The sequence below is a fragment of the Citrobacter portucalensis genome, assembly GCF_023374935.1.
In the GTDB taxonomy this organism is placed as follows: domain Bacteria; phylum Pseudomonadota; class Gammaproteobacteria; order Enterobacterales; family Enterobacteriaceae; genus Citrobacter; species Citrobacter portucalensis.
On record NZ_CP092466.1, the window covers coordinates 3,304,945 to 3,327,849 of the forward strand.

The following is a 22,905-nucleotide window of genomic DNA, read 5'->3' on the forward strand; positions in this document are numbered from 1 at the left end:
AGTCTCGCTAAAAACTTAACCGTAAATATTGGCGCGATCGCGCAGTTCTTTACCTGGTTTAAAGTGCGGAACGTATTTCCCTTCCAGATCCACTTTATCGCCGGTCTTCGGATTACGTCCGGTGCGTGGTGCGCGGTAATGCAAAGAGAAGCTGCCGAAACCGCGGATTTCAATACGCTCGCCCTGCGCAAGAGTCGAGGCCATATGTTCCAGCATCTCTTTAACTGCATCTTCAACCGCTTTCGCGGGAATATGAGGTTGCTGGGTTGCAAGTCTTTCAATCAATTCTGACTTGGTCATGATTCCTCCGGTTCCTTAAAGGCATAATTAGCTGCTGCATTGATTAAGGGCGGCCGTAGCCGCCCTTTGTCATTGATTACAGGACGAATCCTGTAATCTGTCAAGCTACTCGTCACCCTTTGTGCCGTTAACAGCACAAAGGATTTAGAGCACTCGATATTACTCGCCTTTAGCTGCTTTGAAAGCTTCAGCCATTGCGTTGTTAGAGAAGTTAGCATCTTCCTGTTTGTTAACAGTTGCGATTGCATCTTTCTCATCAGCTTCGTCTTTAGCACGAACAGACAGGCTGATTGCACGGTTCTTACGATCAACGCCGGTGAATTTAGCTTCAACGTCGTCGCCTACGCTCAGAACCAGAGTTGCATCTTCAACGCGGTCACGTGAAGCTTCAGAAGCGCGCAGGTAACCTTCAACGCCGTCAGCCAGTTCTACGGTTGCGCCTTTAGCGTCAACTGCAGTGACTTTACCGTTTACGATTGCGCCTTTCTTGTTCAGTGCAACCCAGTTGTTGAACGGATCTTCTGCGAGCTGTTTAACGCCCAGAGAGATACGCTCACGCTCTGCGTCAACCTGCAGAACAACTGCTGCGATTTCGTCGCCTTTTTTGTATTCACGAACTGCTTCTTCGCCTGCAACGTTCCAGGAGATGTCAGACAGGTGAACCAGGCCGTCGATGCCGCCGTCCAGGCCGATGAAGATACCGAAGTCAGTGATAGACTTGATTTTACCTTCAACACGGTCACCCTTGTTGTGGGTTTCCGCGAACTGCTGCCATGGGTTGTTTTTGCACTGCTTCAGACCCAGGGAGATACGACGACGTTCTTCGTCGATATCCAGAACCATAACTTCCACTACATCGCCAACGTTAACAACTTTGGACGGGTGGATGTTTTTGTTGGTCCAATCCATTTCGGAAACGTGAACCAGGCCTTCAACGCCTTCTTCGATTTCAACGAAGCAGCCGTAGTCGGTCAGGTTGGTCACGCGACCAGTCAGTTTGGTACCTTCCGGATAACGCTTAGCGATAGCTACCCATGGATCTTCGCCCAGCTGTTTCAGGCCCAGAGATACACGAGTACGCTCGCGGTCGAACTTCAGCACTTTAACAGTGATTTCGTCGCCAACGTTTACGATTTCGCTCGGATGCTTAACGCGTTTCCATGCCATGTCGGTGATGTGCAGCAGGCCGTCAACGCCACCCAGATCAACGAATGCACCGTAGTCAGTGAGGTTCTTAACGATACCTTTAACTTCCATGCCTTCCTGCAGGTTTTCCAGCAGCTGATCGCGTTCTGCGCTGTTTTCGGATTCGATAACGGCACGACGGGAAACAACAACGTTGTTACGCTTCTGATCCAGCTTGATGACTTTGAATTCAAGCTCTTTGCCTTCCAGGTGCAGCGTGTCGCGGACCGGACGAACGTCTACCAGGGAACCCGGCAGGAACGCGCGAATACCATTCAGCTCAACAGTGAAGCCACCCTTGACTTTGCCATTGATAACACCAGTAACGGTTGCAGCTTCTTCGTAAGCTTTTTCCAGCGTGATCCAAGCTTCGTGACGTTTAGCTTTTTCACGGGACAGCAGGGTTTCACCGAAGCCGTCTTCTACTGCATCCAGAGCAACGTCAACTTCGTCACCAACCTGGATTTCCAGCTCGCCCTGGGCGTTTTTGAACTGCTCTGCCGGAATGGCGGACTCAGATTTCAGACCAGCGTCAACCAGTACTACGTCTTTGTCGATAGCAACAACAACACCACGAACGATGGAACCCGGACGGGTTTCGATTTCTTTTAAGGATTCTTCAAACAGTTGAGCAAAAGATTCAGTCATGTTTAATCTTCAGGTTTCATATTTAACGTCCACCTGGCTCCATGCCGGATGGGGTTGTTTAACATACCCGCTGTCAATCCATTGCAACGGGGGTACTGCAAATTCGGTCGCACTTAAGCGAGAGCCAGTTTTTGGCGCGCGTATTGTAACGCTTTTTCAATCACTTGCTCAATGCTTAATCGGGTTGAATCCAAAACTAAAGCATCAGCAGCGGGAACCAGCGGCGCTACAGCACGGTTACGATCGCGATAATCGCGTTCTTCGATCTCGGCCAAAAGGCGTTCAAAGTTAACACTAAAGCCCTTCTCCTGCAACTGTAGCATACGTCTATGCGCACGTTCTTGCGAGGAGGCGTCCAGAAAAATTTTCACCGGCGCATCCGGGAACACCACGGTGCCCATATCACGTCCATCGGCAATCAGGCCAGGGGTTTCGCGAAACGCGCGTTGACGACGTAAAAGCGCTTCACGCACGCGGGGAAACGCCGCAACCTGAGAGGCGGCATTCGCTACTTCCTGAGTGCGGATTTCACCGCTGACATCTTCACCTTCAAGAATGACTTCCAGGTTGCCGTCTGTTGAGATAAAACGCACATCCAGGTGTGAGGCAAGCGGTACCAGAGCATCTTCAGATGTGACATCAACATGGTGATGTAACGCTGCGAGCGCCAGTACGCGGTAGATCGCGCCTGAATCTAACAGATGCCACTGCAATGCTTCCGCCATTGCCTTGCACAAGGTGCCTTTACCTGCACCGCTTGGGCCATCAATGGTAATAACCGGGGCAATTGCCGTCATCTTTTTCTCCTTAAACGGGCATACGTTAACGTGAACGCCGCGCATTATACGCGCCAACGCAAATAATCGTTAACACAGAGTGTAAAAACCCGATTAGTCTGTAACGATATGAGGAAGAATTGCGCAATTATAGCGGGCTGGTGAGAAACCAGCCCGGAAGATGACACTGATTTACTTTTTATCTGCAGCGATACGTTCACGCATATGCTGAGCGCGATCGTCAGATGCTGGGTGAGAATCCATCAGTGATTTGGCATGGCCTGCGTCCATCGTGGCAAACTTATCAAACGCAGTCACTAAGCCCTGGCGGTCAATACCGCGTTTTTTCAGCAAGTCATAGGAAAAGTCATCCGCATCTGATTCCTGACTACGGGAGAACGCTGAATTAATCACGCCTTCTGCCAAATCGCCCAACTGAGACTGGGAAAGCTGAGAAGCGACGCCGCTGGTCGCAGAAATAGCATCACGCGCAGCCAGAGTGGCATACGCGGTCTGCATTGCTTTACGCGAGTGCCCTAAAGAAACATGGCCCAGCTCATGACCCAGCACGCCTTCTATTTCATTGTCAGTCATCAGGTCCATCAAGCCCGAATAAACACGTACGCATCCATTCGCCATTGCCCAGGCATTGATATCACTGGTCATATAAACTTTATAGTTAACTGGCGTTCCATCAATGTTATTACCCAACGCTTTCGCAATTTTATTCAGGCGCTTAGTGTACTTGCTTTTCGCGCCCGCCAGCTGATTTTCGCTATCCATCTGCTTACATGAACTGTTAGAGAGGGCTTTGACATCAGCATCAGAAAGTGTCGCTGCTTTATAAGCAGCCATACCGGAACTGGCAACAAGGTCGCCATTCACACCATTTTTACAACCAGCCAGCAACGTGGCGGAAACTGCTAACGCCAAAAAGAGTGATTTATGCTTCATGCTAATCTTCCGTTGATATTTATAGTAAAAACAAATAAATAAGTTAAATCATCAACAAATTAGCATTAGTTGAAAGCATAAAAACAGTGCGGTTACGGACCTCGGAACGCCAGTCCGGGAGGATCGGCGTTCCGGGAGAATCAGGCAGATGTACTAATACGAGCCAACTGTTCGAAATAATCCGGGAAGGTTTTGGCGGTACATTTTGGGTCAAGAATGGTCACCGGCGTGTCAGACAACGCCACCAGCGAGAAACACATTGCCATGCGGTGATCGTTGTAGGTCGCGATGTCCGCAAATTGCAATGTCGCAGGCGGGGTGATGCGGATAAAGTCATGCCCCTCTTCCACTTCCGCGCCCACTTTGCGTAACTCCGTCGCCATCGCGAACAGACGATCGGTCTCTTTGACACGCCAGTTGTAGATGTTACGTAAAGTCGTGGTGCCTTTCGCAAACAGCGCCGCCGTTGCAATGGTCATCGCCGCGTCAGGAATATGGTTCATATCCATATCCACTGCGTTCAACTCGCCGTGAGTACAGGCAATAAAATCGTCGCCCCATGTAATGGTCGCACCCATTTTTTCCAGTACATCGGCAAAACGAATATCACCCTGCATGCTGTTGCGGCCAATCCCGGTAACTTTTACCGTACCGCCTTTAATAGCACCCGCCGCGAGGAAATAGGAAGCGGAAGAAGCATCGCCTTCAACCAGGTATGCTCCCGGTGACTGATACTGCTGCTGCCCCTTCACGACAAAGCGCTGGTAGTTTTGATTTTCAATTTCAACACCAAACGTTTTCATCAGGTTCAGTGTGATATCAATGTAGGGTTTGGATACCAGTTCACCTTTAATTGCGATCGTCGTATCCTGCGGCGCCAGCGGCGCAGTCATCAGCAGCGCAGTAAGGAACTGGCTGGAAACGCTACCGTCTACCTCAACCTGCCCTCCGGTAAAGCCACCGCGCAGACGTAAAGGTGGATAGTTTTCCTGCTCCAGATAGTCAATTTTGGCTCCGCCCTGGCGCAGCGCATCAACCAAATGGCCAATCGGGCGCTCTTTCATGCGCGGTTCGCCCGTCAGCACGATGTCATTGCTGCCCAGACATAGCGCTGCGGCCAGTGGGCGCATTGCGGTTCCGGCGTTGCCAAGGAACAGCTCAACTGCACCTTCTGCGTGCAACGCACCGCCATTGCCAACTATCTCGCAGCGGGTACGATCGGCAGAAAGGGTATAGCTAATCCCTAACGCATTCAGAGCATTGAGCATATGGCGAACATCATCGCTGTCCAGCAGATTGGTCAGGACAGTGGTGCCATTGGCTAATGCAGCCAGCAGCAAAGCGCGGTTAGAAACACTTTTGGATCCAGGCAGATTGATGGTGCCATCCACCCGCGCAATGGGTTGTAACGTCAGGGATTCCATGAAACTCGACTCTCAAAAAACAGACATAAAAACCCCACAGACGGGCTGTGGGGATGAAAAGTACAGCAGATTAGCCGCGGCGGCGTTCGAAATCGACCATGAAATCGGTCAGTGCTTTAACACCTTCAAGCGGCATGGCATTGTAGATGGACGCACGCATACCGCCGACTACACGATGCCCTTTCAGCGCGTGCAGGCCCGCAGCAAAAGACTCTTCCAGGAACAGTTTATCCAATGCGCTGTCAGCCAACTGGAACGGTACGTTCATGCGTGAACGGTTGGATTTCGCCACATCGTTACGGTAGAAATCGCTGTTATCGATTACGCCGTAGAGCAATTCCGCTTTTTGCTGGTTAATTTTATCCATCGCATTAACACCGCCCTGCTTTTTCAGCCATTTAAAGACCAGGCCAGACAGATACCAGGCAAAGGTTGGCGGCGTATTGAACATGGAATCGTTGTCATTCAGCACGGTATAGTCGAGGATTGACGGGCATGAGACATGAGCTTTACCCAGTAAATCTTCACGGACGATGACAATCGTCAGACCGGCCGGGCCGATATTTTTCTGTGCCCCGGCATAAATTACGCCATAACGGCTAACGTCAAGCGGTGCGGAAAGAATGGTGGAGGACAGATCCGCCGTGACCACAACGTTGCTGGCAAAATTCGGCGTTTCATCGATCGCAATGCCATCGATGGTTTCGTTCGGGCAATAGTGCAGGTATGCCGCGTTATCAGAAAGCTGCCATTCACTCATCGGCTTAACAGCACGCAGGCCGTCCACGGTGACTTTGGCATCAATAACGTTTGGCGTGCAGTATTTTTTCGCTTCTTTAATTGCGCTGGCGGCCCAATAACCGGCATCGACGTAATCCGCGGTGGTTTTATCGCCCAGAATATTTAACGGGATACCCGCGAACTGCCCGCGACCACCGCCATGGCAGAACAACACTTTATAGTTGGAGGGGATGCTGAGAAGATCGCGAAAATCCTGCTCCGCTTCCTCTGCGACCTGGATGAATTCTTTGCCACGGTGGCTAATTTCCATCACTGACGTGCCAAGACCGTTCCAGTCACAAAGATCCTGTTGAGCCAGTTTAAGTACTTCTGCCGGTAACATTGCCGGACCAGAACTAAAATTGAAGACCTGAGCCATTTCCCCTCACCACGTTGTGTTGTTGTCCAATCAACATCCTGTCATTGACGATAATCCGGTGACAGACATTGGTATAAGTTATTCCTGTGGATATCGGTTTTATCATTCAGTGACACGCGCCGCAATGGGTAAAACTGGCAAGGGTAAAAATGTGTCATCGGTCACACAACAGAATCTATCGGATTGACGGGTAAAAACCGAGATTTTTGCTGTCAGGTAACCCGTTTTGCCCGACTGGCCTTCGACCATTCTGGATTTGCACAGCGCGGACATAATTGATGATCTCCGGCCTTCATTTGCACCACTTCGCTACAACGTATGCAGGCATAGTCCCCTGCTTCAGGTATTACTTTAAATCGTTGCGTACAACGTTTAGGCAAAATACTGAGCCCCGGCTTTACGTCTTCATCGGCAAAGAAGTAGACGCTGATTTGCCCATTCGTCTCCAGAATAGCCAGTTTCACTTGTCCCAATTGCTCCACGCCGTTCAAACGCAGTTCCATAAAGAATTCAAATTCCGTCATATTGGCGCTATTGAGCTTTGACCATGCCAGCTCGCCGTCTTCAATGATGACCACTGGCTTGCCTTCCAGTAGATCTTCCAGCTTTTCGCTGTGTGACATCAGCCACATGACAAGACGATAAAGCAGCGCCAGGGTAATAAAAACCACCAGCACCGGAATCATCGGCACATCGTCATAAAACGCAACATCGCCCGCCGCAGAGCCCAGCGTAAGAATAATCAGCACTTCAAAAAGCGACATCTGCCGTACGCCACGCCGCCCTGTAAGCTTTAAAAACAGAAAAACCAATATAAAGGTATAGAGACTGCGCAGCGCAACCTCACCAAGAAACTCCATTGGCACCTTATCCAGTGCCATACGCTGTAAATCGAATGCTTTCATTTTGTGCTCTTAACATTGTTGACTGTGTGAAAGCATAGCCAATAGTTTTATTTACGCCTGGGCTCCGGCGGCGATAGCGCCGTTCATTGAAAACCCGTATCATTGCGCGCTTTCCGTACGACAAAAGTGATTTTCATGACGCAAACATTTATCCCCGGCAAAGATGCCGCTCTGGAAGACTCCATCGCTCGCTTCCAGCAAAAATTACTCGACCTTGGTTTTCAAATTGAAGAAGCTTCGTGGTTGAATCCCGTCCCTAACGTCTGGTCTGTACATATTCGCGACAAAGAATGCGCGCTGTGCTTCACCAACGGTAAAGGTGCGACAAAAAAAGCGGCGCTGGCTTCTGCGCTGGGTGAATACTTTGAGCGTCTGTCGACTAACTACTTCTTTGCAGATTTCTGGCTGGGCGAAACTATCGCCAATGGCCCGTTCGTGCATTATCCGAACGAAAAATGGTTCCCGCTGACTGAAGACGACGATGTTCCAGAAGGTTTACTGGATGCACGTCTGCGTGCGTTTTACGATCCAGATAACGAACTGGCCGGCAGCATGCTTATCGATCTACAGTCTGGTAATGAAGAGCGTGGCGTCTGTGGCCTGCCGTTTACCCGCCAGTCTGATAACCAGACCGTCTACATTCCGATGAATATTATCGGCAACCTGTATGTTTCTAACGGCATGTCTGCGGGTAACACACCTAACGAAGCTCGCGTTCAGGGCCTGTCTGAAGTCTTTGAGCGCCATGTGAAGAACCGTATTATCGCCGAAAGCATCAGCCTGCCGGAAATCCCGGCCGAGGTGATGGCGCGCTATCCGGCAGTGGTGGAGTCCATCGCCACACTGGAAGCGGAAGGTTTCCCAATTTTTGCCTACGATGGCTCGCTGGGCGGCAAGTATCCGGTGATTTGCGTTGTCCTGTTCAACCCGGTCAACGGTACCTGCTTTGCCTCCTTCGGCGCACACCCGGATTTCGGCGTTGCGCTGGAGCGTACCGTGACTGAACTGCTGCAGGGCCGTGGTCTGAAGGATCTTGATGTCTTCACCCCACCGACCTTCGACGATGAGGAAGTGGCAGAACATACCAACCTTGAAACTCACTTCATCGATTCCAGCGGTCTGATCTCCTGGGATCTGTTCAAGCAGGATGCCGACTATCCGTTCGTTGACTGGAATTTCTCCGGCACCACGGAAGAAGAGTTCGCCACCCTGATGGCCATCTTCAATGCTGAAGATAAAGAAGTGTATATCGCTGACTATGAGCACCTGGGCGTTTACGCGTGCCGCATTATTGTTCCGGGAATGTCTGACATCTATCCGGCAGAAGATCTGTGGTTAGCCAACAACGCTATGGGCACCCATCTGCGTGACACCATTCTTTCTCTGCCAGGCAGTGAGTGGGATAAAGAAGACTACCTCAATCTGATTGAACAGTTGGATGAAGAAGGTTTTGACGACTTCACCCGCGTGCGCGAGCTGCTCGGTCTGGCGACCGGTGCGGATAACGGTTGGTACACCCTGCGTATTGGCGAGCTTAAAGTGATGCTGGCGCTGGCCGGTGGCGATCTGGAGCAGGCCTTGGTGTGGACCGAATGGACGATGGAATTTAACGCCTCCGTCTTTAGCACGGAACGTGCAAACTACTATCGCTGCCTGCAAACATTGTTGCTGCTGTCTCAGGAAGAAGACCGTCAGCCGCTGCAGTATCTGAACGCATTCGTCCGCATGTACGGCGCTGAGGCGGTTGAAGCGGCAAGTGCGGCACTGAGTGGTGAAGCGCCGTTTTATGGACTTCAGCCAGTAGACAGCGATCTGCACGCATTCCCGGCACATCAGTCTCTGCTGAAAGCCTATGAGAAATTGCAACGCGCGAAAGCGGCACACTGGTCAAAATAGTGACAAACAACTTGCCTCGAGTAGGCTAAATGTATTGTCTGAGCTATATTACGGGGCGCTTAAAGCGCCCCGTTTTTTATTTTGGTCAAACCAAAAAATAAATGTAAAAACAAGGTTAAATATTAGTAGTTGATATTAAAAAAATTAGCTTATTAATGTGGTTTTTTATCTCAATTACTCCATTTTAATTAACCGCACCATAGGAGGCTGAAAGAAAAAATTCAACTCACTTTATAATTTTTAAAATTTATTTTTATATGGATAATCAACATGTTACACCGTAATCGCATAAAAACCATGCGTCTTGCGGGCCTATAAGCCAGGCGAGATATGATCTATATCAAATTCTCATCTATAATGCTTTGTTAGTATCTCGTCGCCGACTTAATAAAGAGAGAGTTAGTGTGAAAGCTGACAACCCTTTTGATCTTATTCTACCTGCTGCAATGGCCAAAGTTGCCGAAGAAGCAGGCGTCTATAAAGCAACGAAACATCCGCTTAAGACGTTCTATCTGGCAATTACTGCCGGTGTATTCATTTCAATTGCCTTTGTTTTCTATATCACCGCCACAACCGGCACTGGTACTATGCCTTTCGGCATGGCGAAATTAGTAGGTGGTATCTGCTTTTCCCTGGGGCTGATCCTTTGTGTTGTCTGCGGTGCAGACCTCTTCACTTCAACCGTACTGATCGTCGTTGCTAAAGCCAGTGGTCGTATTACCTGGGGTCAGTTAGCGAAAAACTGGCTTAACGTTTATGTCGGCAACCTGATTGGCGCCCTGATCTTTGTGTTACTCATGTGGCTTTCTGGCGAGTATATGACCGCCAACGGCGCATGGGGGCTCAACGTTCTGCAAACAGCCGACCACAAAGTGCACCATACTTTTGTTGAGGCAGTGAGCCTTGGTATCCTGGCTAACCTGATGGTGTGTCTGGCCGTATGGATGAGCTACTCGGGCCGCAGCCTGATGGACAAAGCGTTTATTATGGTATTACCGGTCGCAATGTTTGTTGCCAGCGGTTTTGAGCACAGTATCGCAAACATGTTTATGATCCCTATGGGTATTGTAATACGCGATTTCGCCACCCCGGAATTCTGGACCGCAGTTGGGTCTTCTCCGGAGAATTTTTCTCACCTGACCGTGATGAATTTCATCACCGATAACCTGATTCCGGTTACGATCGGTAACATTATCGGCGGCGGTTTGTTGGTCGGGTTGACATACTGGGTCATTTATCTGCGTGGTAACGATCATCATTAATCTGTTGATGCCCATTACACGCAGTAAATAAAAAATCCACTTAAGAAGGTAGGTGTTACATGTCCGAGCTTAATGAAAAGTTAGCCACAGCCTGGGAAGGTTTTACCAAAGGTGATTGGCAGAATGAAGTAAACGTACGTGACTTCATTCAGAAAAACTACACTCCGTATGAGGGTGACGAGTCCTTCCTGGCTGGCGCAACTGATGCGACCACTGCACTGTGGGACAGCGTGATGGAAGGCGTTAAACAGGAAAACCGCACTCACGCGCCTGTTGACTTTGACACCTCCGTTGCTTCTACCATCACTTCTCACGACGCTGGCTACATCAACAAAGCGCTCGAGAAGATTGTTGGTCTGCAGACTGAAGCTCCGCTGAAACGTGCGATCATTCCGTTTGGCGGCATCAAAATGGTTGAAGGTTCCTGCAAAGCGTACAATCGCGAACTGGACCCGATGCTGAAAAAAATCTTCACCGAATACCGCAAAACCCACAACCAGGGCGTATTCGATGTTTACACCAAAGACATTCTGAACTGCCGTAAATCCGGTGTTCTGACTGGTCTGCCAGATGCGTATGGCCGTGGCCGTATCATCGGTGACTACCGTCGCGTTGCGCTGTACGGTATCGACTACCTGATGAAAGACAAATACGCTCAGTTCGTCTCTCTGCAGTCCGATCTGGAAAACGGCGTAAACCTGGAAGCAACAATCCGTCTGCGTGAAGAAATCGCTGAACAGCACCGCGCTCTGGGTCAGATCAAAGAAATGGCTGCTAAATATGGCTGCGATATCTCTGGTCCGGCTACCAACGCTCAGGAAGCTATCCAGTGGACTTACTTCGGCTACCTGGCCGCAGTTAAATCTCAGAACGGTGCAGCAATGTCCTTCGGTCGCGTATCCACCTTCCTGGATGCTTACATCGAACGTGACCTGAAAGCAGGCAAAATCACCGAGCAAGACGCACAGGAAATGATCGACCACTTGGTCATGAAACTGCGTATGGTTCGTTTCCTGCGTACTCCTGAATATGATGAACTGTTCTCCGGTGACCCGATTTGGGCAACTGAATCAATCGGTGGTATGGGCGTTGATGGCCGTACTCTGGTTACCAAAAACAGCTTCCGCTTCCTGAACACCCTGTACACCATGGGTCCTTCTCCGGAGCCGAACATCACTGTTCTGTGGTCTGAAAAACTGCCTCTGAACTTCAAGAAATTCGCCGCTAAAGTGTCCATCGACACCTCTTCTCTGCAGTATGAGAACGATGACCTGATGCGTCCGGACTTCAACAACGACGACTACGCTATCGCTTGCTGCGTAAGCCCGATGGTTGTTGGTAAACAAATGCAGTTCTTCGGTGCGCGTGCAAACCTGGCGAAAACCATGCTGTACGCAATCAACGGTGGCGTTGATGAAAAACTGAAAATGCAGGTTGGTCCTAAATCTGAACCGATCAAAGGCGACGTTCTGAACTTCGACGAAGTTATGGACCGCATGGATCACTTCATGGATTGGCTGGCTAAACAGTACGTCACCGCGCTGAACGTTATCCACTACATGCACGACAAGTACAGCTACGAAGCCTCTCTGATGGCGCTGCACGACCGTGACGTTATCCGCACTATGGCGTGTGGTATCGCTGGTCTGTCCGTTGCTGCTGACTCCCTGTCTGCAATCAAATATGCGAAAGTTAAACCGATTCGTGACGAAGACGGTCTGGCTATCGACTTCGAAATCGAAGGCGAATACCCGCAGTTTGGTAACAACGACTCTCGCGTTGATGACATGGCGGTTGACCTGGTAGAACGTTTCATGAAGAAAATTCAGAAACTGACTACTTATCGTAACGCTATCCCGACTCAGTCTGTTCTGACCATCACCTCTAACGTGGTTTATGGTAAGAAAACTGGTAATACCCCAGATGGTCGTCGTGCTGGCGCGCCGTTCGGACCGGGTGCTAACCCAATGCACGGTCGTGACCAGAAAGGTGCTGTTGCCTCTCTGACCTCCGTTGCTAAACTGCCGTTTGCTTACGCTAAAGATGGTATTTCTTACACCTTCTCTATCGTTCCGAACGCTCTGGGTAAAGACGACGAAGTTCGTAAGACCAACCTGGCTGGTCTGATGGATGGTTACTTCCACCACGAAGCGTCCATCGAAGGTGGTCAGCACCTGAACGTGAACGTCATGAACCGCGAAATGCTGCTGGATGCGATGGAACATCCGGAAAAATATCCGCAGCTGACCATCCGCGTTTCTGGCTACGCAGTACGTTTTAACTCCCTGACTAAAGAACAGCAGCAGGACGTTATTACTCGTACCTTCACTCAGACCATGTAATTGGTTTTGACTGAAATCGTACTTTAAAAAGCGTACAATAAAGGCTCCACGTAAGTGGGGCCTTTTTAATAGCCTGCTTTGTCAGCTATCTATACTTATATACTCGATGGATTTCGAGTTGCATTGAGGCGGCAACGGAGTGAATCCCCTGGAGCGTACAGAAGTACGTGACTGGGGTGAGCGAAGGAAGCTAACAAAGATGCAGCTTGAAAGACGAAAAGTATGGATAGCAGCCAAAACAGACTCGACACAGTTAATAACTGTGCACTAACACTGGCCCCGGATGGGCCACACCTGGAGAAACACCGCAATGTCAGTTATTGGTCGCATTCACTCCTTTGAATCCTGTGGCACTGTTGATGGCCCGGGCATCCGCTTTATTACCTTCTTTCAGGGCTGCCTGATGCGCTGCCTGTATTGCCATAACCGCGACACGTGGGATACACACGGCGGTAAAGAAGTCACCGTCGACGAATTAATGAAAGAGGTGGTGACCTATCGCCACTTTATGAACGCATCCGGCGGCGGCGTGACGGCATCTGGCGGCGAAGCTATCCTGCAAGCTGAATTCGTACGTGACTGGTTCCGCGCCTGTAAAAAAGAAGGTATTCATACCTGTCTGGATACCAACGGTTTTGTTCGCCGCTACGATCCGGTGATCGATGAGCTGCTGGAAGTCACCGACCTGGTCATGCTCGACCTCAAACAGATGAACGATGAAATCCATCAGAATCTGGTCGGCGTATCTAACCATCGTACGCTGGAGTTCGCGCGTTACCTGTCAAACAAAGACATCAAAGTGTGGATCCGCTATGTTGTCGTACCTGGCTGGTCTGATGACGATGACTCCGCACACCGCCTCGGCGAATTTACCCGCGATATGGGTAACGTTGAAAAAATCGAGCTGCTGCCTTACCACGAGCTGGGCAAACACAAATGGGTAGCAATGGGCGAAGAGTACAAACTGGATGGTGTCAAACCACCGAAGAAAGAGACCATGGAGCGCGTGAAGGGCATTCTCGAGCAATATGGACATAAAGTGATGTATTGAGTTTTAGCCACCACGAAACGGCTGCCCTGAACGGCAGCCGTTTTGCTATCTAAGCGACAACCACTCGAATTAAAGGAAAGGACGCCATGCGGTTATTCATTTCTGGCATGTTGCTGTTATCTGCCCAATACGTAAATGCCGCCAGCAACTGTGATATCAACGCCATTGTGCAACATGCGTGGCCGGATGCAAAACCGACAGCGGAAGGCAAGCTACTCACACAGCATAATCAGGTTATCGAAATCACAGGTAACTCACCGCAAAGCGCAATTTGCCGTGTCTGGCCAGCCCACCCGGAACTGACCTTAGCGGCGATCCCGCTGATGGCACAACAATATAGCGATTACGATCGCATTGGCGATCTGGAGCTTCTGGTACTGGATTCCACAAGCCTCGACGTAAAACAGCGGCTACGCCTGCCCGAACGTATGAATGACGATGCCATTCAAATTACCGGTCTGGCGCTGGATACTGCGCGCTGGAAAGTTACCCCAGATCAGACCGCATTTGGGTTGCGAGTCACCCGCACCGGCAGTTCCCGTGTAAATCCTTATAGTGAAGATGCGCTATCGCTGTTTGTTATTGAAAATAATCAACTACGGGCGGTATTAAACGGAATCGTACTTGAGAATAGCACCGGTGAATGGGACGGAAACTGTGTGGGAACATTCCACGATATTAAACGTACCCTTGCCCTTGCGCCTGATTCACATAATGGGTACACCGATATTCGGGTAAACGAGAAAAACGTGGAATCAACGGCCTATACAGACGCCAACGAGCAGTGCGCATCAAAGGATAAACCGGGGAAAGCCAGTTGGGTGCTGCGTTATGATGGCAAACAGTATGCCATCCCAAAAGAACTGTCCCCGTTGTTTTGAGAAGCAAAGCAGGAGATAGCATCACTATCTCCTGCTCTTCTGCCACACTTGTCTTTAGCGTCCTCTTCTCGCCAGTAGCGGGAAAATCAATCCCAGTCCAACCAGCACAAATGGCGTCACAATATTCAGCGTGAGCTGGAATGTCCATTCAGGGGTAAAGGCTTCCATTTTCGGGAAGATCCCGGTCAGACAGGCAAATGCGGTAAAGGCAAAGCACCAGATCCCCACGGTCATCGCAAGCGAGCGGTTGCGAATAAAGACATATTCCGATTTATATTTTTGCGCCAGGCGAATAACGGCAATGAACGCCACAAACACCCATAAATAACGCAATGGCATCACGACAGAGTTAAGATTCAATAGCCATTTATACAGGTTGTTCATGTCGCCAATTCCCAGCGTTGGCAACATAATCAAAATCGCCACCAGCACCAGCGTCAGAATATAACCATTTACCGGCGTACCGGAAGCGTTGGTTTTACACAGGCTCTCGGGAATATATTTATGATCAGCATCACCCAGCAGAACTTTAAGCGGTGCATCAATAGAAAATACCAATGCCGCAATCTGTCCCAGCGTATTGGCAATCGCGTAAATAACCATCAGCGAATTACCCATACCATAATACTCACCCAATTTCTGGAAGGCGTAATATTGACCATTCGTCATCAGGTCATCTGGAATATGCCGGGAGTCAAACATCATTCCCATAGCCAGCGACCCGAGAATCGCGCATACCGCTACCATAACAGCCAGAACGAGCATCCCTTTTGGAAATTCTTTGCCCGGATTACGGGTCTGATTAACATATGGCGAAATTTTCTCCGCACCGCCCACGGCAAAGACCAGCATGGAGATCGTGGTAATGTAGGTAAAATCGATGTGTGGGATAAACGATTCCCAGGTGATATTGGTTGTCGCTATTTGCACATCCGTAATTGCAGGCGCGGTTACCGCCATCACGACATACAAAATGGACATCACAAACATCGCGATGCCAGCAACTGACCCAACAATTTTCAGTGACTTCATGCCACGGGACGCAACCCACATGAAAAAGACAAACAGCGCCAGCGTCAGCCCCTGCAACGCCACGACGGTGTACTCTTTAATCAACGAACCATCGCCCTTCAGCGCCCATCCCAGCGCAATCAGAATAGCCTGCGGTTTTTGCGCCAGATAAGGTATATGCACAACCCAATAGGTCCAGGCAGCAAGATAGGCCAACCCTGGCCCCATGGTATGTTTAATCCAGGTACTGACTCCGCCTTTACCCTCTTTAAAGGTTGAGCCAAGCTGCCCGACGATCAACGCATAAGGAATAAAATAGAGCGCGAAAATAAATATCCAGGAGGAGACAACAACCAATCCCTGATTAGCATAGTTGTTAACGACGTTACCAAAACCCCAGACGGTAATAAATGACATCAATGCAATGTTGTACCATCGCAATTGTTTTTCCTGCACACCAGCCATACGCAATCCTTTGTGGAAGCTTTTTGATTATCAATATATGAGGCGTGGGATTATGCGCGGTAAAATGAGCGAGCGGAAACGGCAGGATGTAAAACTATAACCTTCTGCACACTTTATTTTCAGGACAGACGTGTGCGATTAAATAATGCAGGTTCCCATAAAGCATACATAAACAGTATGTATGGGAACCTGTTCATATTCTGTTAAATCAGGTCAAATGTGCGCAATAGAATTGGGCGTATGGCCAGTCTTACGCAACAGCATCAGTAAATAAATAAACGATACGCTGGCGATCATGATAAACAGCAAGCTGTCTGAATAATTCTGCATCAGCATCGCAGTAAACGAAGGTCCCAGCAGGCTACCCACGGTATAGCTCAATAACAATGCCTGATTCATGGCGACCAGCTGATGATGTTCCACCTTTTCACAGGCCCAGGCCATCGCGACCGGATAGAGGGTAAAGCCTGCCGCACCCAACATAAACAACGCGGGCGCCATCGCCGCCTGATTCAGCATGGCGATACTCCCGACGATCACCACGAAGACCTGGACTCGTAAAACCAGCAGACGTCCCAGCTTATCCGCCAGACGGCCAATCGGCCATTGCCCCAGAATACCGGCACTTACCAGAACCGCCATCCAGAAACCAATGCTGGCGTTGCTCACCCCCTGATGGTTGAGATACAGCGGCATCAGGCCATACAAAGACCCCAGCACGATCCCGGAAATAATGCAGCCATTAACGCCCAGGCGTGCCTGACGCAACCTCAGCATGGAGACAATAGGCGTAGACTGCTGTTCATCGCCCTGCTGATTAGCAATGCGCGTAAAGAGCAGTGGCAAAACACCCGCCAGGATAGTACCCGTCACCCACGGCAGGACGTTCATCAATTCTGTTGATACTTTACTAACCAGCAGTTGGCCTAAAAACGTTCCCACATAATAGATCATCATATAGGCGGCAAGTAACCGTCCGCGATTACGGGACGTCCCGCTGCACATCAGCGCGCTTTCCACGACCACCCAGATCATGGCGCAGCCAACACCGGCGATAAAACGCCATGTCATCCAGCTCCAGAATCCCACCATAATCCCCAACCCGACACAGCCCGCGGCAAAAATAAGCGAGGCGATGTAATAGCTGCGGTTAAAACCAAGGTGTTTTATTAAATACCCTGTCAGCAACGTCCCTACCAGATTACCGGTAAAGTAAGACGAGCTCACCACGCCTACCTGCCAGGTAGGCAGATTTTCATGGGCGAGCCAAAGCGGGACGAGCGTGTTTAACACGGCGATCGCCAGGGTCAACAGAAGTAGCCCGCACAGCAATAGCATGACGGGACGGGTATAGGTGGACATGAATAAAAACCGTGAGGAAGTTCAAATTTCATGCGCATCATGCCACTGCTAAAAACATTGTCAATCGGCGGAATCAGAGGGCTGAGGCGCTTTCTGGTCGATCGATTTGCATTACTGATTCTTAATGTGAATAGATAAAAAACACAAAAACACATCTGCTTGTTTTTATTGATCTAAAACAAAAATCTCGCGTTACGTTCAGTCGAAAAATTTCATGGACTCCCCTTACTTTTATTTCTTACTAAACTGTATTCGGGATGCTGAGCTGCATTGTCTTCAAAATAGAACAGTGAGTTCTTATTTATCTATCTAATCCAAATATCGTTCTTTTCGTAGACTTAAACTCATCAAATTTCCCCCACTGATACTGAACAGGAGAAATACCATGACTAAACCTTACGTAAGACTTGATAAAGACAATGCGGCAGTACTGCTGGTCGACCATCAGGCTGGCCTGCTCTCTCTGGTTCGGGATATCGATCCCGATAAATTTAAAAACAACGTGCTTGCGCTCGGTGACTTAGCAAAATACTTCAACCTCCCAACCATTCTGACAACCAGTTTTGAGACAGGACCAAACGGACCGCTGGTACCGGAACTGAAAGCTCAATTTCCCGATGCGCCCTACATTGCTCGCCCAGGAAACATTAACGCATGGGATAACGAAGATTTCGTGAAAGCAGTAAAAGCGACCGGCAAAAAGCAGCTGATTATCGCTGGTGTCGTGACGGAGGTTTGCGTCGCTTTCCCAGCGCTCTCGGCTATTGAAGAAGGTTTTGACGTCTTTGTTGTCACCGATGCTTCAGGCACGTTTAATGAAATTACCCGCCATTCAGCATGGGATCGGATGTCTCAAGCAGGCGCTCAATTGATGACATGGTTCGGAGTAGCATGCGAACTGCACCGCGACTGGCGCAACGATATCGAAGGTCTGGCGACGTTGTTCTCTAATCACATTCCAGATTATCGCAATCTGATGACCAGCTACGACACGTTAACCAAACAGAAGTAAAAAACCGGGGCGAAAAACCTGGCGTGACATAATGCCGGATGACGCGCAGCTTGAAGGCCTACAGATCGTGTAGGCCGGATAGGTGCGAGCCGCCATCCGGCCAGGTATGGATTAGCTTGCAACCGCCATGCCGACGGTCATATGCAGGCCATAGAACACGCCACGACCAATCAGCTCACCGACTATCAGCAGAATAAATGCGACGGAAAGCAGTGGTATTGCGGGTTGATAACCTTTGACTTGCGGAACAATCCAGCAGCACAGCGCTAACGCCAGTGCCACGATCCGCCAGGCCATCAGCGAGCCATAATCCGGAACCAGTGCAGACGCCTGTTGAATCGAACTGTGGATCGTCGCCAGTTCAGTCCCTTGCATTACCGACATGATAGCGCTCACGACCAGAGCAAGCACTGATATAGCCGGCAGCAGGCGCATCGCCCAACCATCCACGCCAGCAATTCTCAGTAACAGATATCCCAGCAGCGGACCGCCCATAAACATCGTCAGGAAGAAGCCCAGCGGTGTCCAGACGCTGTACCAGGTCGGTACGGTATCGATGGTGTTATACACGCGCACCATCATCCAGACAAAAACCACACCCAGCACCATGGTGACAACTAACCACAGATTGCGTAATGCGGGCGACATTTTCTTCAACATAGCCAACAGCCAGCCGATACCGCCAACGGCAAAGAAGAGTGAGCCGCTGGCAATTTCGTTACTCAACGCAGATGACCCAACGCGATTGAGTGAGTTAAAGGCGCGCATCGGTGAGCCCAGGTGGAGCATAGAGGCAATAAAACCAATGCCCATTAATACCCAAAGCCCAAACATGCAGGTAATTACGCGTTGCTGCGATTCTGGGCGTAAGCCCCCTTTCATCAACGCCAGCGCCAGAACAATAAAACCGCCAACCACACACTGTCCAAAGACCGTGAAGATCATCAGCGGCCATTCATGCCATCCACTTCCCATCTTACACCTCCTTCGGATTAGCCAGATAACCTGTGGTATCCCCGGTCGGGCGGCTATTGGCGTTAGGTTTGATGACAATGCTCGGTTTGGTAAAGTGCGCGCCCGGCAGTGGCGCAACCGCAGCCAAAGTACCGTGTTTTTTGCGCAGTTCATCAATTGGGCCAAAATCCAGCGCACGCAGTGGACAGGACTCGACGCAAATAGGTTTCTTACCTTCAGCGACGCGCTCATGGCAGCCATCGCATTTGGTCATGTGCCCTTTGTCAGCATTATACTGTGGTGCGCCGTAAGGACAGGCCATGTGGCAATAGCGGCAGCCGATGCACACATCTTCATCGACAACGACAAAACCATCTTCACGTTTGTGCATCGCACCGCTCGGACACACCTTGGTACAGGCCGGGTCTTCACAGTGGTTACACGCAATGGAGAGGTAATAGGCAAAGACGTTCTGATGCCAGACGCCGTTGTCTTCCTGCCAGTCACCTCCCGCGTACTCATAAATGCGGCGGAAGCTGACTTCAGGGGTTAAATTTTTGAAATCTTTGCACGCCAGTTCGCAGGTTTTGCAACCGGTGCAACGGCTGGAATCAATAAAAAATCCATACTGGGTTGTCATCGGTTACTCCTTACACCTTTTCAACCTGAACAAGGTTCGTGTGTGATGGGTTCCCCTTCGCGAGAGGAGACGGACGCTGGGTCGTCAGGACGTTAATACAACCGCCCTGGTCCACGCGTTTTGCGTCCGGGTCATACCACGCCCCTTCGCCCAATGCCACCACGCCAGGCATCATACGCGGCGTTACTTTCGCCTCGATGTGCACTTCACCACGATCGTTAAAGATGCGCACCTTGTCGCCGTTGTTAATGCCGCGTCGCTGGGCATCCATCGGGTTGATCCACATTTCCTGGCGGCAGGATGCTTTCAGAACATCCACGTTGCCATAGGTCGAGTGGACGCGAGACTTATAGTGGAAGCCGGTCAACTGCAGAGGGAATTTCTCCACCAGCGGATCGTCTAAGCTCTCAAAGCCTGGGGTATAAATCGGCAGTGGATCAATCACATCACCTTCCGGCAGTTCCCAGGTTGACGCGATCTCGGCAAGCTGCTGCGAATAAATTTCGATCTTACCTGACGGCGTGGTCAGCGGATTGGCGTTAGGATCCTCACGGAACGCCTTGTAGGCCACGTGATGTCCCTGTGGGTCGCGCTGTTTAAAGATCCCCTGCTTGCGGAATTCTTCAAACGTTGGCAGTTCAGGAATGGCTTTTCGCGACTGCTCGTACAGATGACGCATCCACTCTTCCTGAGTACGACCTTCTGTAAACTGCTGCTCAACACCAAGGCGTTTCGCCAGCTCACTGGTCATCTGGTAGATAGTCTTGCATTCGAAGCGTGGTTTGATCGCCTGATCGGTGAAAATCACATACGACATATTTCCGCAGGAGGCATCCAGTGCGAAGTCCATCTGCTCCGAAGCGGTGCAGTCCGGCAGCAAAATATCCGCGTATTTCGCCGAGGAGGTCATATGACAGTCGATGACAACGATCATCTCGCACTTCTTATCATCCTGTAGGATTTCATGTGTGCGGTTGATATCAGAGTGCTGGTTAATCAGACAGTTACCGGCATAGTTCCAGATCATCTTAATCGGAACATCGAGTTTATCTTTACCACGAACACCGTCACGCAGCGCCGTCATCTCCGGACCTCGCTCAATGGCGTCCGTCCACATAAACATAGAGATGCTGGTTTCGACTGGGTTTTCCAGCGTAGGCATACGTTCAAACGGCAAACTGTATGAGCCCTCACGCGCCCCGCTGTTGCCGCCGTTAATCCCAACGTTACCGGTAAGGATTGCCAGCATAGAAATGGCACGGGTCGCTATTTCACCGTTAGCATGGCGCTGCGGTCCCCACCCCTGACTGATATATGCCGGTTTAGCGCTACCGATTTCACGTGCCAGTTTGACGATTCGATCAGCAGGAATACCGGTAATTTGCGCTGCCCATTCCGGGGTCTTGGCGATACCGTCTTTGCCCTGCCCAAGAATATACGCCTTATAGTGACCGTTTTTCGGTGCGTCGGCCGGTAAGGTTTTCTCGTCGTAACCCACGCAGTATTTATCAAGGAACGGTTGATCAACCATGTTTTCGGTGATCAGCACATACGCCAGACCATTCACCAATGCCGCATCGGTACCTGGGCGGATCGGGATCCATTCATCTTCACGACCCGCGCCGGTATCCGTGTAGCGAGGATCGATAATAATCATGCGGGCATTGGATTTCTGTCGCGCCTGTTCAAGGTAATAGGTTACCCCACCCCCGCTCATACGGGTTTCACCTGGGTTATTCCCGAACAGAACCACCAGCTTGCTGTTTTCAATGTCGGACGGGCTGTTACCGTCTGCCCAGCCGCCGTAGGTGTAGTTCAACCCGGCAGCGATTTGTGCTGAAGAGTAGTCACCGTAGTGGTTCAGGTAGCCGCCACAGCAGTTCATCAGACGTGCTACCAGCGTTTTGCCTGGCGGCCAGGAGCGTGTCAGGGTGCCGCCCAGCGTACCTGTGCCGTAGTTCAGGTAGATAGACTCGTTGCCGTAGTCTTTGATAAGACGCTGCATATTGCTGGCAATGATGTCGTAGGCTTCATCCCAGCTGATACGCTCAAATTTCCCTTCGCCACGTTTACCGACACGTTTCATCGGGTATTTCAGACGGTCGGGATTATAAACGCGACGACGCATGGAGCGACCACGCAGACAGGCGCGTACCTGGTGCAAGCCGTCATAGTTGTCATCACCGGTGTTGTCGGTTTCAACATACTTTATTTCACCGTCTACCACGTGCATACGCAGAGGACAGCGGCTACCACAGTTCACCGTACACGCGCTCCAGATGACTTTCTCATTGGCCTGTGTCGGATTAAGGGCTTCTGCAGCATTTGCAATACGGGTAAATGGCAGGGTAAACGCGCTACTGGCCACCGCCAGTCCGCCTATCGCCGTCGTTTTCACCAAACCTCGGCGACTAACCTCAGCTGCCAGCATGGCATCGGGGATCTTAGTTTTCATAGTGGCTCACTCTGCTGCTCACAATAAACAAAAGAGAAATACTCGTTATACAGGTTTTTATATAGCGCTAATATCGATATACAGACTGGTAGATACCGAATTTGCGAAAAGACAGAGATAAATACTGACTTTCATTCGAAGGCAGTATTACTCCTATGGAGGTAGGCGTTATTGTCCGACGTCAAACGGGCATAAAAAAAGCGCCCTGAGGCGCTTTTTTAGC

The 22,905-nt window shown here is 50.2% G+C and carries 18 protein-coding genes; 6 read left to right on the forward strand and 12 right to left on the reverse strand.

The window, feature by feature from the left end; all coding sequences use genetic code 11:
• Nucleotides 1-15: 15 nt before the first annotated feature.
• The 7 genes from ihfB to LY264_RS16200 all read right to left on the reverse strand — a co-directional run bounded on the left by ihfB (nt 16) and on the right by LY264_RS16200 (nt 7,351).
• Nucleotides 16-300, reverse strand: coding sequence for an integration host factor subunit beta (ihfB, locus tag LY264_RS16170; protein ID WP_003035780.1), 285 nt, complete (start codon nt 298-300; stop codon nt 16-18).
• A 159-nt stretch (nt 301-459) separates the two neighbouring features.
• The gene (gene rpsA, locus LY264_RS16175; protein ID WP_003035776.1) at nt 460-2,133 is read right to left on the reverse strand and encodes a 30S ribosomal protein S1; all 1,674 of its coding nucleotides are present in this window, start codon (nt 2,131-2,133) and stop codon (nt 460-462) included.
• A gap of 113 nt (nt 2,134-2,246) precedes the next feature.
• Entirely contained in the window at nt 2,247-2,930 is a 684-nt protein-coding gene (gene cmk, locus LY264_RS16180; protein WP_003035772.1) for a (d)CMP kinase, read from the reverse strand.
• Nucleotides 2,931-3,101: 171 nt separating this feature from the next.
• Nucleotides 3,102-3,863: a metalloprotease LoiP gene (gene loiP / locus LY264_RS16185; RefSeq protein ID WP_048225883.1), complete on the reverse strand. Its 762-nt coding sequence runs from the start codon at nt 3,861-3,863 to the stop codon at nt 3,102-3,104.
• 140 nt (nt 3,864-4,003) lie between these two features.
• Nucleotides 4,004-5,287: a 3-phosphoshikimate 1-carboxyvinyltransferase gene (gene aroA, locus LY264_RS16190; protein WP_048225884.1), complete on the reverse strand. Its 1,284-nt coding sequence runs from the start codon at nt 5,285-5,287 to the stop codon at nt 4,004-4,006.
• 70 nt (nt 5,288-5,357) lie between these two features.
• Nucleotides 5,358-6,446, reverse strand: a complete 1,089-nt coding sequence (gene serC, locus LY264_RS16195; protein ID WP_032942886.1) for a 3-phosphoserine/phosphohydroxythreonine transaminase — start codon at nt 6,444-6,446, stop codon at nt 5,358-5,360.
• Between the two features lie 212 nt (nt 6,447-6,658).
• Nucleotides 6,659-7,351 carry a DUF421 domain-containing protein gene (locus tag LY264_RS16200; protein WP_048225886.1) on the reverse strand — a complete coding sequence of 231 codons (693 nt, stop codon included), beginning with the start codon at nt 7,349-7,351 and terminating at the stop codon, nt 6,659-6,661.
• A 135-nt stretch (nt 7,352-7,486) separates the two neighbouring features.
• Here LY264_RS16200 and ycaO point away from each other — a divergent pair, with 135 nt between their 5' ends.
• The 5 genes from ycaO (at nt 7,487) to LY264_RS16225 (ending at nt 14,783) form a co-directional block, all read left to right on the forward strand.
• Nucleotides 7,487-9,247: a 30S ribosomal protein S12 methylthiotransferase accessory factor YcaO gene (gene ycaO, locus LY264_RS16205; protein WP_048225887.1), complete on the forward strand. Its 1,761-nt coding sequence runs from the start codon at nt 7,487-7,489 to the stop codon at nt 9,245-9,247.
• Nucleotides 9,248-9,651: 404 nt separating this feature from the next.
• Entirely contained in the window at nt 9,652-10,509 is an 858-nt protein-coding gene (focA, locus tag LY264_RS16210; protein WP_003831909.1) for a formate transporter FocA, read from the forward strand.
• A gap of 59 nt (nt 10,510-10,568) precedes the next feature.
• Nucleotides 10,569-12,851: a formate C-acetyltransferase gene (pflB, locus tag LY264_RS16215; protein WP_003035753.1), complete on the forward strand. Its 2,283-nt coding sequence runs from the start codon at nt 10,569-10,571 to the stop codon at nt 12,849-12,851.
• A gap of 310 nt (nt 12,852-13,161) precedes the next feature.
• Nucleotides 13,162-13,902, forward strand: a complete 741-nt coding sequence (gene pflA / locus LY264_RS16220; protein ID WP_003035751.1) for a pyruvate formate lyase 1-activating protein — start codon at nt 13,162-13,164, stop codon at nt 13,900-13,902.
• A gap of 86 nt (nt 13,903-13,988) precedes the next feature.
• Nucleotides 13,989-14,783, forward strand: coding sequence for a PA3715 family protein (locus LY264_RS16225; protein ID WP_048225889.1), 795 nt, complete (start codon nt 13,989-13,991; stop codon nt 14,781-14,783).
• Nucleotides 14,784-14,837: 54 nt separating this feature from the next.
• On the opposite strand, the gene LY264_RS16230 is transcribed toward LY264_RS16225, so the two are convergent.
• Nucleotides 14,838-16,259 carry an APC family permease gene (locus LY264_RS16230; RefSeq protein ID WP_048225891.1) on the reverse strand — a complete coding sequence of 474 codons (1,422 nt, stop codon included), beginning with the start codon at nt 16,257-16,259 and terminating at the stop codon, nt 14,838-14,840.
• 213 nt (nt 16,260-16,472) lie between these two features.
• Complete coding sequence (locus LY264_RS16235) at nt 16,473-17,621, reverse strand: MFS transporter (protein WP_003831907.1); 1,149 nt, start codon at nt 17,619-17,621, stop codon at nt 16,473-16,475.
• A 385-nt stretch (nt 17,622-18,006) separates the two neighbouring features.
• Here LY264_RS16235 and ycaC point away from each other — a divergent pair, with 385 nt between their 5' ends.
• Nucleotides 18,007-18,633, forward strand: a complete 627-nt coding sequence (gene ycaC / locus LY264_RS16240; RefSeq protein ID WP_003035746.1) for an isochorismate family cysteine hydrolase YcaC — start codon at nt 18,007-18,009, stop codon at nt 18,631-18,633.
• Nucleotides 18,634-18,744: 111 nt separating this feature from the next.
• On the opposite strand, the gene LY264_RS16245 is transcribed toward ycaC, so the two are convergent.
• From LY264_RS16245 to dmsA, 3 genes are read right to left on the reverse strand one after another with little or no spacing between them, the layout of a single operon-like run.
• On the reverse strand, nt 18,745-19,608 hold the full coding sequence (locus tag LY264_RS16245) for a dimethyl sulfoxide reductase anchor subunit family protein (protein ID WP_071692606.1): 864 nt from the start codon (nt 19,606-19,608) through the stop codon (nt 18,745-18,747).
• A 1-nt stretch (nt 19,609) separates the two neighbouring features.
• Nucleotides 19,610-20,227 carry a dimethylsulfoxide reductase iron-sulfur subunit DmsB gene (gene dmsB / locus LY264_RS16250; protein ID WP_003831905.1) on the reverse strand — a complete coding sequence of 206 codons (618 nt, stop codon included), beginning with the start codon at nt 20,225-20,227 and terminating at the stop codon, nt 19,610-19,612.
• A 10-nt stretch (nt 20,228-20,237) separates the two neighbouring features.
• On the reverse strand, nt 20,238-22,682 hold the full coding sequence (gene dmsA / locus LY264_RS16255; RefSeq protein ID WP_071692605.1) for a dimethylsulfoxide reductase subunit A: 2,445 nt from the start codon (nt 22,680-22,682) through the stop codon (nt 20,238-20,240).
• Nucleotides 22,683-22,905: the final 223 nt, after the last annotated feature.

Excerpts from the sequence above, each read along its gene's own strand:
- ycaO (WP_048225887.1), top strand. The coding sequence starts at position 7,487 with ATGACGCAAACATTTATCCCCGGCAAAGATGCCGCTCTGGAAGACTCC.
- serC (WP_032942886.1), bottom strand. The coding sequence starts at position 6,446 with ATGGCTCAGGTCTTCAATTTTAGTTCTGGTCCGGCAATGTTACCGGCA.
- cmk (WP_003035772.1), bottom strand. The coding sequence starts at position 2,930 with ATGACGGCAATTGCCCCGGTTATTACCATTGATGGCCCAAGCGGTGCA.
- rpsA (WP_003035776.1), bottom strand. The coding sequence starts at position 2,133 with ATGACTGAATCTTTTGCTCAACTGTTTGAAGAATCCTTAAAAGAAATC.
- pflB (WP_003035753.1), top strand. The coding sequence starts at position 10,569 with ATGTCCGAGCTTAATGAAAAGTTAGCCACAGCCTGGGAAGGTTTTACC.
- aroA (WP_048225884.1), bottom strand. The coding sequence starts at position 5,287 with ATGGAATCCCTGACGTTACAACCCATTGCGCGGGTGGATGGCACCATC.
- pflA (WP_003035751.1), top strand. The coding sequence starts at position 13,162 with ATGTCAGTTATTGGTCGCATTCACTCCTTTGAATCCTGTGGCACTGTT.
- dmsA (WP_071692605.1), bottom strand. The coding sequence starts at position 22,682 with ATGAAAACTAAGATCCCCGATGCCATGCTGGCAGCTGAGGTTAGTCGC.
- ycaC (WP_003035746.1), top strand. The coding sequence starts at position 18,007 with ATGACTAAACCTTACGTAAGACTTGATAAAGACAATGCGGCAGTACTG.
- LY264_RS16200 (WP_048225886.1), bottom strand. The coding sequence starts at position 7,351 with ATGAAAGCATTCGATTTACAGCGTATGGCACTGGATAAGGTGCCAATG.
- dmsB (WP_003831905.1), bottom strand. The coding sequence starts at position 20,227 with ATGACAACCCAGTATGGATTTTTTATTGATTCCAGCCGTTGCACCGGT.
- LY264_RS16245 (WP_071692606.1), bottom strand. The coding sequence starts at position 19,608 with ATGGGAAGTGGATGGCATGAATGGCCGCTGATGATCTTCACGGTCTTT.
- loiP (WP_048225883.1), bottom strand. The coding sequence starts at position 3,863 with ATGAAGCATAAATCACTCTTTTTGGCGTTAGCAGTTTCCGCCACGTTG.
- LY264_RS16230 (WP_048225891.1), bottom strand. The coding sequence starts at position 16,259 with ATGGCTGGTGTGCAGGAAAAACAATTGCGATGGTACAACATTGCATTG.
- LY264_RS16225 (WP_048225889.1), top strand. The coding sequence starts at position 13,989 with ATGCGGTTATTCATTTCTGGCATGTTGCTGTTATCTGCCCAATACGTA.
- LY264_RS16235 (WP_003831907.1), bottom strand. The coding sequence starts at position 17,621 with ATGTCCACCTATACCCGTCCCGTCATGCTATTGCTGTGCGGGCTACTT.
- ihfB (WP_003035780.1), bottom strand. The coding sequence starts at position 300 with ATGACCAAGTCAGAATTGATTGAAAGACTTGCAACCCAGCAACCTCAT.